At 44.7% G+C, this 13,366-nt stretch carries 11 protein-coding genes and 2 pseudogenes; 10 read left to right on the forward strand and 3 right to left on the reverse strand.

Annotated features, from left to right (window positions below):
* Positions 1–54 precede the first annotated feature (54 nt).
* The 7 genes from G519_RS0106775 (at position 55) to istB (ending at position 7,956) form a co-directional block, all read left to right on the forward strand.
* Positions 55–762: a response regulator gene (locus G519_RS0106775; protein WP_051253175.1), complete on the forward strand. Its 708-nt coding sequence runs from the start codon at positions 55–57 to the stop codon at positions 760–762.
* 446 nt (positions 763–1,208) lie between these two features.
* Positions 1,209–1,670, forward strand: coding sequence for a hypothetical protein (locus G519_RS0106785; protein ID WP_029194028.1), 462 nt, complete (start codon positions 1,209–1,211; stop codon positions 1,668–1,670).
* 1,013 nt (positions 1,671–2,683) lie between these two features.
* A complete protein-coding gene (locus G519_RS0106790; protein ID WP_029194029.1) occupies positions 2,684–3,103 on the forward strand; it encodes an RNA polymerase sigma factor in 420 nt (139 codons plus the stop codon).
* A gap of 119 nt (positions 3,104–3,222) precedes the next feature.
* The gene (locus G519_RS0106795; RefSeq protein ID WP_029194030.1) at positions 3,223–3,630 is read left to right on the forward strand and encodes a DUF6075 family protein; all 408 of its coding nucleotides are present in this window, start codon (positions 3,223–3,225) and stop codon (positions 3,628–3,630) included.
* Positions 3,631–3,658: 28 nt separating this feature from the next.
* A complete protein-coding gene (locus G519_RS51575; RefSeq protein ID WP_051253177.1) occupies positions 3,659–5,647 on the forward strand; it encodes a C40 family peptidase in 1,989 nt (662 codons plus the stop codon).
* A 270-nt stretch (positions 5,648–5,917) separates the two neighbouring features.
* Positions 5,918–7,174 (forward strand): IS21 family transposase, encoded by a 1,257-nt coding sequence (istA, locus tag G519_RS0106810; protein WP_244280041.1) that lies wholly within the window; start codon positions 5,918–5,920, stop codon positions 7,172–7,174.
* Positions 7,171–7,956: an IS21-like element helper ATPase IstB gene (istB, locus tag G519_RS0106815; RefSeq protein ID WP_029194033.1), complete on the forward strand. Its 786-nt coding sequence runs from the start codon at positions 7,171–7,173 to the stop codon at positions 7,954–7,956. Before istA ends, istB begins: the two co-directional genes overlap by 4 nt.
* Positions 7,957–8,093: 137 nt before the next feature.
* Here istB and G519_RS49995 read toward each other — a convergent pair whose 3' ends face one another.
* On the reverse strand, positions 8,094–8,231 hold the full coding sequence (locus G519_RS49995; RefSeq protein ID WP_244280042.1) for a hypothetical protein: 138 nt from the start codon (positions 8,229–8,231) through the stop codon (positions 8,094–8,096).
* Positions 8,224–8,637 (reverse strand): annotated as a pseudogene (locus G519_RS0106825) (Mu transposase C-terminal domain-containing protein); the annotation flags it as partial. The gene G519_RS49995 and the pseudogene G519_RS0106825, both read right to left, overlap by 8 nt.
* 240 nt (positions 8,638–8,877) lie before the next feature.
* Here G519_RS0106825 and G519_RS0106830 point away from each other — a divergent pair.
* The 3 genes from G519_RS0106830 (at position 8,878) to G519_RS42090 (ending at position 13,038) form a co-directional block, all read left to right on the forward strand.
* Positions 8,878–9,582 (forward strand): hypothetical protein, encoded by a 705-nt coding sequence (locus G519_RS0106830; RefSeq protein WP_051253179.1) that lies wholly within the window; start codon positions 8,878–8,880, stop codon positions 9,580–9,582.
* A gap of 15 nt (positions 9,583–9,597) precedes the next feature.
* Positions 9,598–10,746 carry a helix-turn-helix domain-containing protein gene (locus G519_RS0106835; protein WP_029194036.1) on the forward strand — a complete coding sequence of 383 codons (1,149 nt, stop codon included), beginning with the start codon at positions 9,598–9,600 and terminating at the stop codon, positions 10,744–10,746.
* Between the two features lie 867 nt (positions 10,747–11,613).
* Positions 11,614–13,038, forward strand: coding sequence for a type I restriction-modification system subunit M (locus G519_RS42090; RefSeq protein WP_244280043.1), 1,425 nt, complete (start codon positions 11,614–11,616; stop codon positions 13,036–13,038).
* A 148-nt stretch (positions 13,039–13,186) separates the two neighbouring features.
* Here G519_RS42090 and G519_RS51580 read toward each other — a convergent pair.
* Positions 13,187–13,366 (reverse strand): annotated as a pseudogene (locus G519_RS51580) (IS1380 family transposase); the annotation flags it as partial.

Genomic DNA, 13,366 nt, shown 5'->3' on the forward strand with positions numbered 1-13,366 from the left:
CCAGTGAGGGGGCGTGTCTTTTTGTCATTTGAAAATAAAAAGAGGTGATCGATTATGAACAAACAAACGAGCTTTTCTGTAGAGATAATAGATTTGATCCATAGGAAGAACGGGAGTATTAAAGTATTACTGGCGGATAGTGACCTAGATTGGCAACAGCGACTCGCTATGTTGATTGAATCCGAGCCAGATATTTATTTATCTAACATCGTTTCGACAAAAGAGGAAGCGATTCGAGCGAGTGTACAATTAGACGTAGACGTAATGATCTTGGAAATGATTTTGAATTCGCCCAAACGAGACGGGCTGGACGCCGTAGCGGAAATTCTCAGAAATAAGACGTTACCGATTATTGTCCTTTCTTCGATACATGATCCTGAAGTCATGGTCGATGCAGTTGTAGCTGGAGCCGTCAATTATATTACAAAGACCAATTATTTGGACATACCGGTTGCAATTAGGGAAGCATACCGCCGTCAGTCCTCTCTCCATTCGGATGTCGCGGCGATAATCCGTAATGAAATTGGGTTAATAAAGCGAAAAGAATTGCATTGCATGCTCACACCTACTGAAAAAGAAATTTTGCAACTCATAGGCTTGGGCTATCGACAGACAATTATCAGAGAATTACTTGGCATTACTTCGAACACCCTGAAATCGCACGTTCGGCATATCACTCGTAAATTTGATACCCGATCCATTCGAGAAGCAGCTGAGAAGGCGAAACGAAGAGGTCTGTATGATCTGCACTATGCTACGTGATTTAATGGGACTGTAATTTGAAACAAGCTTTGTGGGGATTCGAGGATTTTCGACAAAAATATCATGGCAGAGGGTGACAAAAAGATCACCCTCCCCATTCGAACTAATAATAGGTAAAATGAAGGGGAAATCTGAGGAAAAATAGGAACATTATACCGGAATCAAAGGAGGTGGAGAGAAAAAAGATGAATGTTGGAGATTGTTGTCGTGAATCGGAGTCTGAAGAAAATCAAAATGGGACAGGCTCTCGTAAAATGAAGAGGATGGTGCCTTTAACTTACGTAATTATGCGGCTGTCCCCAATATAACAATGAAGGGATGATCGTCATGTATCAATTAGAAACGGAGCGTGAATTATGTTTTTTAGCATGGATTGATTTGCACTTCATTCAGCAGTTTTGCGGAAGGAGAGTTGTAGTATTTCTTGGAATTGGGGAGGGTGTTTGATGAATCTTACTCAACAGTCCATCCCCTATGAAAAAGTGGAAGCATGGCTTATGTCCTATAGTGATTGGAAAGCAAGGTTGGCATATGCGCAGGCAGAGCTTAAGCATATTCCGGGATTAACGAGGGCTTTGCATGAGTGGGTGAATCATGGCAATGGAAGAAAACAAGAACCATTGTTGCGTATGGTCATTCATCGGATAGAGATCACTGAACATGAAATCCCGTTGCTATTATCGAGAATCGGATTGATCGATTACGCTTTCTCGGCTCTCACCGCAGAGGAAATTTTGTTCGTTCGTCTACGATATTTGGATAAACTGGCGCTTTCGGTCATTATAGATCGCATTGCACTTTCCCGCCGCGCGTTCTTTTATCATCGGAAGCGAATTCTGCATAAAGTATATCGAAAAATCAAAGATCGGGCGGTCCTGTTGGAACTGGATTCCTTTGGAGAAGACTGATCATATCATTACTTCAGAAGATGCACATACGCATCTTCTATTTTTTATGGTTCGTGAATTGGAAAATATCATCTCTATTCCCCATCTTTTCAAACAGGTTCTAGGGTCTACTCCCCATTTTTGAGCTACTTTGATAGAATCAGTTCAATCTCTCCGAGTACGATTAACTCCTCACCAAGAGATGCGATGCCGGGAATCTTTCTTGCACCGAACATGCACCGAACACTGCACTAGATTTGCTCTTGTTTTGCACGAATTGTGCGCCCAATATGCACGAATTCCGTGATACGATGATAGTGTAGCAAGGCTAAGGGCAGCCTACAAGATCATCGGCCGTCCTTTATGTTTGCGAAAGAGAGGATTGACGAAACGGGACAAACTTGTTGCAGGGTTTCGTCATGTTCCGCCTTCAAGTCGTACAATCTTACCAATGAAAGGAGGACGATGATGTAATGGTTTCCATTTATTCTGTTATTTAAGAAATAGGTAGACATGCTATCCTGAACTGGATACACCTCTATTTTCAGCCATCGAGCGCCGTTTCATTTTTTGCTGCGATCAGCAAAAAAAAGAAGCAAGGCGCTCTTTTTATTTTCCGGTTGAAACACAATAAAAGAAGGTCGCTATTACAGTGACGAGTGCTGAAGGCATGTGATACGAGTCACCAAAAAGGAGCGTTTGAACTAAAACTTAGGACAACACCAACATAAAACAGGCTGGCTATTCCTCTCGCAATGGTGTTGCCATGTGAGGAGGGAAATGGATATTATGTGCCCCCCGTTGCATGCAATGTCAAACCACGATCTTTTTATGTATTCCTTCTATTCGTATGGCTTATAACGCTACAACCATGGATATTACTTTCTGACCTGGCTGCAAATCAGCATTGGATTGCTGAGCGGCAAGGTCTTTTTTATTTTTGTAATAAAATCATTAATCGTTTGAAAGGGAGCTTGGGCTGTCGCTCTCCCCCTCTATTTTGGTTTGCCAAAAACCAAAATGGAGGGACGAATATGAAAAGGATTAATTTGCGGGACATGTATCCCTTTATCAAAGCGGATGAATGGATTGACCTAGATGATGAAGTGGCACAAGAAATCCGCCGCTTCGACTTAAACGAAAACGCATACAAATTGCGCACCTATCGTCATCACGCTTATTACTCGCTTGATCGGAACGACGGTATAGAACAAGATGTTCTTTTCCTTTCGATTTCCCCAGAGGAATATTACGAGCGTAAGCTTTCCAATGAGCAGCTTTATGCGGCTATGTGTCGATTGCCGGAAAAATCGTTCAGACGAATTTATGCTCACTTCTTCTTAGGCATGAGCAAAGTAGCGATTGCCCAAGCTGAGCAAGTTGATGAACGGGCAGTACGAAAATCTATTGAACGCGGCATAAAACAAATGGCGCAGTTTCTCAAAAACATGTGATTGCGGTAGGCCAAAGGTTCCGATTTGCTTGCCAAAATGAACAGATAGGTAAAGAGCTTTATGTAGGCGGCGGCTGGTTATAACCAGCCGCTCATTTTCCATGAGAGGGGCAGGTAACAATGAATCCGATTCGATTTCGAGATGCTGAACACGAAAGTTTCTACTATCGGATGCTGGATGAAAGGAAATGCAGCGACGGCTATCATCGGGCACTTTTCTACACATTAGGTATTTCACGCGATACTCGGAGTCATATCCGCGATTTGTTTGATTTTTCTAATGGGGGCATTAAACCCGGAGGTCTTGCAGCCTCGTGGCAAACCGGTAGTTCTATCCGCGTGTGCAGGCTTGCTTTTAATCTGTGGAATGGCTGGACGGAAAAAGGTGGGGAACGCTACTCTACGCCCCACGAATTATTCGATTGCAGCTACGCTCCCTATTTTTTTGAAGCGATTCAACTTCGTTATCCGGATTATTGCCGAAGCCAGGAGAAGATTTTCAAGCGGCTGAACGAACAAATTCGCTGAATGGTAGCCAGATAAGGGAGTGGAATAGATGAAGGATATTAAAACGAGGACTGTTGTGAAAGACATTAAACGTTTGGACAGACTGCCGAACTTGATGGATCGTGTAAAACATTCGAGCGCCCGTACAAAACAGCATAAAGACAATGACAAGACGACTTCACAATCTCCAAATGAATATGCGCAGCACCATTCTGCATCGTCCATAGATAAAACGGTACGTGTTCAAATTGGAATGATCGTGGTTGCCAGCAAAAGATTGACAAGGCGGCGGGCAAAGCCAGAGGGGAATACAGTATCGATGCAGAACCCCGCTGCTATAATTACTAAGCCTTCACGTACACATCAATCGCGACTTGCCCGCAGGTTGCATCTCCGTAAGCCAGTAGATGGGAAATATCTCTTGTCATCTAGCCAACAAGCAGGAAAACAACGCTTTATACGAAGCCGGGTCAATGCCCGGCTTCTGCATCCTTCTCGCAAAGATAGCTTTCCTGACCGAATTCGGGAAGGCAGACATCAAGAACCGGCCGGGAAAAAAGGAGCATTCGCCGCCGCGGCATCTCATTCAGCAAATGTACGCGGGAATCGCCCAAGAGCGCTAACGTCCGAAAGCTTGAGGAAGCGGCATTTCAGGCCACCGTCATCCCGCATCCCCTTCGCCATATCCAAGCAAGCAGGCCATACGATCAAACGTAAAGAACGGAAGTTCAAGGCATTATCGCCATTTATAAAAACGGGACAACGGTTAGGACAGGCTAAAAGCCATTCTGATATTCAAGCGGAAGGAAAAATGAATAGCGCCAGGACAGCGCAGAGGACTGCACAGATGGCGACTGCCCGCCGCTCCATTCAAAGGGCGCAAGCTGCCGCGCGATTAAATCTTAGGATCATTAAAATGGTCGTAAAAGCAGTCGCGCTGCTTGTCAAAGGGGTAGCTGCGCTTTTGGGGATCAGCAGCACCGTTATTGTATTGCTGTGCATTGTTATGGCTATAGCTGCTGTCATTTCCTCTCCGTTCAGCATCTTTGTTTCCGGTGAAAACACGGATGCGGATGTAAAGCCGCTTTCCCGAATCGTTCAAGAGCTGGACATTGAGTTTGCCGACCGACTGACAGAAATACAGCAGTCCGCAGGCCATGTAGACCGAGTGGAGTTTTATTACCCAGGCAGCGCGGACAACACGCGAATTGATAATTGGATGGATATTATAGCCGTCTTTGCCGTGAAGACTGTCATGGATTCAGAAAACGGAATGGATGTAGCCACACTTGATGCAACAAGGATCGACATCATCCAATCGGTGTTTTGGGACATGAATCAACTGGAATCTCATGTCGAAAAGATCGAACATACGGAAACCGTTACGGTAGAGCATGAAGATGGGAGTACGAGCGAAGAGACGACTACCAGCTATGAGCACATTTTGCATATTACCATTTCGAGCAAAACTGCGGAGCAACAGGCTAATTCCTATCATTTTACAAATGAACAGAAGGACATCATGAAGGAAATGATGTCTGGGGAGTTTCGGCCTCTCATGTTTGCGATTCTTGGTAAAGAGACGGATATTGGATTGACGCCGGGGCAGCTTGTGGATGTTCAACAGCATTTGCCCGAGGGAGAAATAGGCAGTGAAGTCGTCAAATTGGCGCTAACTCGTTTAGGTGATCCGTACAGTCAACCGAAGGCGGGGCAGGATGACTTTACAGATTGTAGCTATCTCGTTCAGTGGGTTTATCGACAGATTGGTATCAACTTACCGCGAACCGCTGCGGAACAGGCACGATTTAGCGTAGAAAATGGTCTGATAGTAAGCGCGGCAGATTTGGTTCCTGGCGATCTTGTGTTTTGGAGTTACGAGCGCAACGGGAGATTTATGGATATAACCCATGTTGGAATTTATGCGGGGAATGGCAAAGTGGTAGACGCTTCCTCAAGTCGGGGACAGGTGGTGTACCGCAAGTTGTTTGACTCAGATAAGCAGGTATTGTTTGGAAGACCTGCGATTAAAATGTAGCGAGTAAATCATGATCTAAGATGTACTCTCGGAATGCTCGGAAGTCACTTATTCAGGGCTTTCGAGCATTGCCCCTCTAAAGTACTCCTATAATATCTCTTTGTTCATGCACCAGCTTAGACAATTCCATTATGCCGTACATTTCATTCTTGATAAAATCGCCTAGCTGCATAAGCATTTCTTCGTTTCGATGTAATATGTAAGCAGCAATGGTAAAATCCCCAAAAACAGCAATTGAAAATTCCCCACTTGGACCCGACATACTCTCCCGTGGGGAGAGTAACTATGATCAAGAATGGGGAGCATCACATGATCAAAGAGATGCAACAAAAAGGAATGAATATCAGCCAAATAGCGAGTGAACTCAGACGGGATCGGAAGACGATCCGCAGTTGGCTGAACGAAACAGAAACAAAAGCGTACCAATTTCAACTGACCCTCAAGCCTTGTTTACTAGAGCCATTCAAAGATTATGTGAAGCGGAGAATGGAAGAAGGCTGCCTCAACGCTGTCGTTCTCTTCGATGAAATCAAAGCACAGGGATATGGCGGGAAAAAGACGATGCTGCGGTACTTCATGAATCCGCTTCGGCCGGTTGTGATCTCGCAAGCAACGGAGCGTTATGAGACGCCGCCGGGACAACAAGCTCAAGTCGACTGGGGATTGTTCAAAATCAAATGGAACGGCACATACAAGCGGATCTACGCGTTCGTGAAGGTGCTGGGCTATTCGCGCATGATGTACGTGGAGTTCACCGAGAACGAGCAGTTGGAAACGTTAATGGGCTGCCATCTTCGCGCGATGGCGTACTTCGGGGGACGGACGGCAACGATTCTTTACGACAATATGAAAACCGTTGTCAGCGGTCAAGATGCGCAGGGAGATGTGGTGTGGAACGAGCGATTCACCCAATTTGCCAATCATCATGGCTTTATCTTACGGCGTTGCCGCCCTTACCGGGCGCGGACCAAAGGCAAAGTGGAGAGCGGTGTGAAGTATGTACGAAAAAACTTCTGGCCACGCGTCCAAACGTTCACCGATCTGAATGACTTAAACAATCAGGCGAGGGCGTGGCTAGATCAAACCGCTAATGTAAGGGTACACGGAACGACGCACGAAGTGCCGCAAGAACGCTGGCAGCACGAAGCACTCCAGCCCTTTAACCCCGTGCGTTTTGAAGCCATCTACCGCCATGAACGCAAGGTGTCTTCGGACTGCCTCGTCTCCTATGATGCGCACCGCTACTCGGTTCCCCATCGCTACGTGGGGTCCACCGTGAATATTCAGGATTCGAATAACGGCCTCATCGGGATCTATGTAGGCGAGCAGCTCATCGCGGAGCATGTAAAAGCAGTCGGCCGCCATCAGGTCGTCACGAACAAGAAACACTTCGAAGGGATTCGGGCCACAGGCGCCTCCAAGGCCGCTACGCCAATGCCACTTATGGTTCCCCAGACGATCCCCGAAGTGGTTGCTCGCGACTTGTCTGTGTATGACGCCTTCTCGGAAGAGGCGGTGTTGTCATGATGGTGCAAGAGCGATTGGACGAAGCCTTCCAGTATTTCGGTTGGGTTCGCATTCCCGACATCCTGCATCAGCACGCAGAAGAAGCCGCTCAAGAAAATATAGCGTATACCGTCTTCTTAGACAAGTTGTTGCAGGAAGAAATGAGTGAAAAACGGAATCGATTTGTGCAGATGCGGACGAGAATGGCGCATCTGCCCTTCCAAAAATCGCTGGACACCTTCGATTTTAGTTTCCAGCCATCCATCGATGAAAAAAGAATCAAGGACCTCGCGACGTTACGGTTCGTCGAGCACCAGGAGAACTTAATTTTTCTAGGTCCTCCTGGTGTAGGGAAATCGCATCTAGCAGTGGCGCTTGCGTATGAAGCTTTGCGTAAGCGATACACCGTGTACTTTGTAACAGCTCATGATTTAGTCCAAAGCCTGCAACTCGCTCACCAGAACCATACCATCAAACAGCGCATGCGGACGTACACCAAACCGGATTTACTCATCATTGATGAAATCGGCTACCGCAAAATGGATGATACGGCAGCGCATTTCTTCTTCCAGATTGTCTCCGAGCGTTACGAGAGAGGGTCCATTATCTTAACAAGCAACAAGTCGTTCGGGAGCTGGGGTGAAATATTCGGGGATTCGGTACTGGCAACAGCGATCCTGGATCGCTTGTTGCATCACTCAAGCACCGTTAACATCAAGGGTGAGAGTTACCGGATCAAGGAGAAGAAGAAAGCTGGGTTTTTCAAACCCGAACCAGCTGAAGAAAAGGAAGTTCCTGGATAATTTTTTCCCCCTCGGGGGAAGCCTCTCAACCCTGAAGTGAGGAAAATTCAAGTGCTGATAATGAGGAAAATTCAATTGCTGTTGACAATACTTCCATTGTCTGTAACGCCGGGATTCGAGCAGCCCGGCTTTCTTCATTAGCAGCAAATAGTTGGAAAACGGGACTGGGCCAATCCGTCGAGCGTCTTCTCCAGGATGACCGATTCGTAGAGTCCGCCAGTCGGCATGTCCCGGGAGAACGGCGCACGGCTGAGGCTGTAGAATGTTTCAAACATGACCGGCCTCCATGCTCACCTGGCGGTAGGCAACGGCCGGTGCATGCTGTTCCTTGCGGGCGACATTGCGGTCTTCCGCGGCGGCGAGCAGCCGGGAAGCATCAGCAGGCACTTCGACCAGATGCTCAGGTAGGGGTGGCCGCTTGCCGGCACGTTCCCCGATGACCAGTTCGCGAACACGCCACGGCACTTGGCCCTCGTACTCGATCGTGAGCTCCGCGATGTCCGCCGGATCGAAGACGACGTCGACCGTTTGTACGATGAATGGAAGGCCGACTTCGTACTTACGATCCTGGAAGCTGATGCAGCCCGACTTGTCCACCTTGCGCGATTCACAGTGCAGGAACGCCGTGGCGAGCGCGTCCGGATCCACGAACCTTAGCGCGTTCTTGTCGCTGCGGTACGCCGCGTTCGTGGTAGTAGCCGTCCGACCAACTAAAAATGGATAGAGGCTATTGATTAAGCCCCTCGATTTCTCGCGCTCCGATTAAGTGAGTGCGGGTAATGTAGTAATAAGTTTTAGTTGACGATCAACTTAGATATGATTTTGAACTTTACGATTTTAGATTAAATATAACCGTAACTAGACAAAAATATTGTTTTGGTATATCTTAGTAGTGAGGACATTAACGAGGGGAGGCAATTTATGAGTATAGATATATATCAAAAATGTATGCTTCTTTTGGAGCAGAGAACAGTTATATGTGAAGGAATTAGATCGGGATTTAAGAGACATCAGCTATACCTAGAGCTATTTTCGGATATAGAAACAGATACATCGAATCCCAAAAATCGTTATGACCTTGTTAACACAGAAGTAATTAATTCGATTAAGAAGTATCCACACCTACAAATTGAGATTGAGAAGAAGAAATCGGGATTCCATCCCTATATAGTATTAAGAGAAAAGCTGAGAAATATATCTGTTCTTGTCTTACCATTAGCCACTAAGAAAGACATGTTTGACAGTGCCAGTACATACAGAATGAATTTTTCTGTTTCAAATATCCCCAGATTAATTGAGGAAGGATTACCTGAGGACTCTTCGGATATTGATATTCAATACCAGAGGGCAATGCACCCATTAGGTGCGGAGAATTATCCATTTGGTCTAATTGTTGTATATGACCCTCATGATGGTTCAATCAGAGAGGGCGCTTTACTGCCTGATCATACGGACTGGATATTTTTGGAGGATACTACGAGTATGGTACTTAGCAATAGTTTAGACAATGTTAAGCCGATTAATGTGTATAAGGACAGTGACGATATCAAGATACCGTTCAAAGAGACAGCGCGTCAAACTGATGAGGATATTCCTCTAAAGTTGAAATTTGATCCGTCAGTATGAAAGTAGGAAAGTAATATGATTAATGAAGATCAGAAAATTATTCCAGCTAGACTCAAAGAGGCACGTTTAGTAAGAGGACTAAGTATTGGTGAACTCGCGAGTAGAGTAGGCCTTTCTAAACAAGCTATTTCTCAGTATGAGTTGGGAGAAAATGAGCCTAAATCCAGTACTTTGATGGGGATTATTCGGGAGTTGGATTTCCCCAAGAGTTTTTTCTATAAAACCTATGAAGAACATATCATAGGTAATACTTTTTTTAGAGCATCTGCAGCAGCAACGAAAAAAAACAAGGAGATTCAATACAATAAATCAAGGCTTGCTGGATATATATATGATTATCTGCAAAAGTACATTGAATTTCCTGAACTAAGCTTACCTGATTTATCCTCATTTGATCAAACTGACTGGGATGACGATTCAATAGAGTTACTTGCGGAGAATGTCAGACAGTTTTGGGGACTTGGAGAAAATCCTATCAATAATATAGTTAATCTTATGGAACGAAACGGTATTGTTGTTTTTTCAATTGATATGGAGAGCTTGAAGGTAGATGCGTTCTGTCAATCCAGAAAGGGACGTCCTTATATTTTTTTAGGGAATGATAAGGAATCCGCTGCAAGAAGGCAATTTGATGCGGCTCATGAAATTGGTCATCGCTTGATGCACAACCATATTCACAACCAGGATATACTTTCAAGAGAGGAATTCAAGATTATCGAGCATCAGGCGAATCGCTTTGCATCAGCTTTTCTATTACCTGCAGAGGCATTTGCAAAGACAGTTACTTCTACTAAGTTGATTCATTTTATAGAGTTGAAAAAATATTGGAAAGTATCAATCGCGGCTATGTTATATCGAGCTCAAGAATTAGGGATAATTGATCAGAGCAGGTATACTTCATTAATGAAGCAAATGTCCATTCACAAAATGCGATCAAAAGAACCCTTAGATGATGTAATTCCGGTTCCTAAGCCTATTCTATTGAATAAAGGCATAAAGATGTTACTCCAGGATAATTTTAAAAATGAATTGCAAATAATCAATGAGAGTGGCGTGCCGCGAGAGTTTATTGAAATGCTTTGTACCATGGATAAAGGTTCACTTAAACTTAAGGAGATCGAGCCTACGCTTAGACTAATTGTTAACAATGAGAAAGAAGCATAAACCTCTGAGGTCTAAAAACCCTCAGAGGTTTATGATGTATATTGATTTTTTACTGGTTGCTATATCCAAGTAAAGGCTTCTTGCTTTTTGGTATTAGACATGTTTAGGCATCCTCGTTAATTGTTATTGTTTGTATGTGTTGACTCTGCTACTCAACCATGGGGTGTGCGTGGTGGGGATATGTCGAGCCGGAACCTAGAATTTTATTGTTATCCGTATTAGGCAAAGTATTACTCTTTTGCGCAGGATGAGAGCGACAAAAAGAACAAGATTGCGAGATATGTTTGATGTGGGTAGATATGACAAGCGAATTTTAAGCTATTTAGCAACAACAAGAGCACCCTTTTCGGGTGTTCTGGTTTTAGAGAGATGAACTGACTTAAAAACATGAGAATCCGTAGCAAACCGGGATGAAAGATAAATCTTCTTAAGCAAAACGGAGGTGTGCTTTCGTATTACACAGTAGCATTCGAACCAAGTTTTGATCCTCTAGAAATGCCGAGAACTCTTGTGAATTGTCAATTAGAGGCTTCTAGGAAAGTGCTCTTCGTTGTGGTACGCTTGAGTTTGTACGGAGTCACAGTGGTTCTCCCCGGACGATCGCTGACCGGTTTGCGTCGATGCGCAGACCCCGTTTTTTTGTGTCTGCTGCTGCACGCAAGGGAAGCTCATTAGTTTTTTGTGGCTATGTTTGGTCTTGGAGCCATTCAGACCTCACCGTCAAGTGTCTAACGTACCTCGTAAATGCTCTTCGTGTATAGGAATCAGCGGCAAGCACATCTGTCAGAAAACTTGAGGAATAACAGAAATCAACATTTTGACTTTAAATATATACTTGAAATTATTCAGAGAGGATACACAGAACTTATGAATAAGCAACAACTCGCCACGAAAATATGGGAATCCGCTAATAAAATGCGCTCAAAAATCGAGGCCAACGAATATAAAGATTACATTCTAGGCTTCATATTTTATAAGTATCTTTCGGACAGGGAGTTAAAGTTTCTGAAAGAAGAAGGCTTTCCCCAGGAAGACATCGAGACGCTTGTTGAAGACGATGCCGAAACCGTAAGGTATGTTCGTGAACGTGTCGGATATTTTATTGCCTACAAGGACTTGTTCTCAACCTGGCTCAAAATGGGCAAAGATTTCGATGTGTCTAATGTCACGGATGCCTTGTCAGCATTTAACCGTCTAATTAATCCCTCTTATAAGATGGTTTTCGAGGGTATATTCAATACCTTGCAGGTTGGATTGAGCAAACTTGGTGACAGCTCCGCTTCTCGAACCAAAGCGATCAGCGATCTAATTCATATGATTAAAGATATTCCAATGAATGGCAAGCAGGACTATGATGTCCTTGGCTTCATCTATGAATATCTGATTAGCATGTTTGCAGCCAATGCTGGAAAAAAGGCAGGCGAGTTTTACACGCCGCATGAAGTATCCCTTCTTATGTCCGAAATTGTTGCAGGTCATTTGAAGGACAGGACTGAAATCAACATTTACGACCCGACGAGCGGTTCGGGCTCTCTTTTGATCAACATCGGTCGTTCTGTTGCAAAGTACATTGATGATGAAGACAACATCAAATACTTTGCACAGGAACTAAAGCAGAATACATATAACCTGACTCGTATGAATTTAGTTATGCGCGGCATCCTTCCGGATAATATCGTAACCCGCAATGGTGACACTTTGGAAGATGATTGGCCATACTTTGATGAAGCCAACCCGATTGAAACGTACAATCCACTTTATGTGGATGTGGTTGTTTCCAATCCTCCATACTCTCAGCATTGGGACCCGAGCAATAAGGAAACAGACCCTCGCTACGCACGTTTTGGCCTCGCTCCGAAATCAAAAGCCGATTATGCTTTCCTGCTCCACGACTTGTTCCATCTTAAGCCGGATGGCATCATGACTATCATTCTCCCGCTTGGTGTTCTATTCCGCGGCGGTGAAGAGGGCGGGATTCGCAGAAATCTGATTGAAGGCAATCATATTGATGCTATCATCGGACTCCCCGCCAATATTTTCTTTGGTACGGGTATTCAGACTATCATTATGGTGCTGAAGCAAAAGCGTGAGAATACCGATGTTCTGTTTGTTGATGCATCCAAAGGCTTTATGAAAGCTGGCAAGAACAATAAACTCAGAGCTTCTGATATTAAGAAGATCGTTGACACCGTAACGACTAGAGCCGATCTTGATAAATTCGCAAGAAAAGTCAGCCGTGAGGAAATTCGCCGGAATGAATATAATCCTGAATTGCGAAAGTCCGGCATATAAAGCCTTGTGAACAAAGTCGACTGGAACAATGTGGTAATTATGGGTTTGAGTCAGGCGAAGTTGTCTTCATGAAGGCTATTGTGGGCATACTTTCCCCCTCCCCAAGTAACGGGCTAAGAGCAGGTTCCATTTCAATTTTTGGTAATTGTCATTCCAGCGTGGCTACTTTTCGTAACATACGCTCCAGTGGTCGTTTCCCATGAAACTCCTGTGCAAGCTTTAAGATCGTCTGGCGGCTATGTTGCACGATGACACCCACACAGGCTACGAATTCCCGTCGGAACCTGTTAATGGTATATCCCACATGGATCGATTCGCAGCAATCCCT

Source organism: Paenibacillus alginolyticus DSM 5050 = NBRC 15375 (genome assembly GCF_000422905.1).
Classification (GTDB): domain Bacteria; phylum Bacillota; class Bacilli; order Paenibacillales; family NBRC-103111; genus Paenibacillus_E; species Paenibacillus_E alginolyticus.

What these genes read in the sequence shown, in the direction of transcription:
- G519_RS0106775 (WP_051253175.1), top strand. Translation starts at nt 55, where the DNA reads ATGAACAAACAAACGAGCTTTTCTGTAGAGATAATAGATTTGATCCAT.
- G519_RS0106785 (WP_029194028.1), top strand. Translation starts at nt 1,209, where the DNA reads ATGAATCTTACTCAACAGTCCATCCCCTATGAAAAAGTGGAAGCATGG.
- G519_RS0106790 (WP_029194029.1), top strand. Translation starts at nt 2,684, where the DNA reads ATGAAAAGGATTAATTTGCGGGACATGTATCCCTTTATCAAAGCGGAT.
- G519_RS0106795 (WP_029194030.1), top strand. Translation starts at nt 3,223, where the DNA reads ATGAATCCGATTCGATTTCGAGATGCTGAACACGAAAGTTTCTACTAT.
- G519_RS51575 (WP_051253177.1), top strand. Translation starts at nt 3,659, where the DNA reads ATGAAGGATATTAAAACGAGGACTGTTGTGAAAGACATTAAACGTTTG.
- istB (WP_029194033.1), top strand. Translation starts at nt 7,171, where the DNA reads ATGATGGTGCAAGAGCGATTGGACGAAGCCTTCCAGTATTTCGGTTGG.
- G519_RS49995 (WP_244280042.1), bottom strand. Translation starts at nt 8,231, where the DNA reads ATGTTTGAAACATTCTACAGCCTCAGCCGTGCGCCGTTCTCCCGGGAC.
- G519_RS0106830 (WP_051253179.1), top strand. Translation starts at nt 8,878, where the DNA reads ATGAGTATAGATATATATCAAAAATGTATGCTTCTTTTGGAGCAGAGA.
- G519_RS0106835 (WP_029194036.1), top strand. Translation starts at nt 9,598, where the DNA reads ATGATTAATGAAGATCAGAAAATTATTCCAGCTAGACTCAAAGAGGCA.
- G519_RS42090 (WP_244280043.1), top strand. Translation starts at nt 11,614, where the DNA reads ATGAATAAGCAACAACTCGCCACGAAAATATGGGAATCCGCTAATAAA.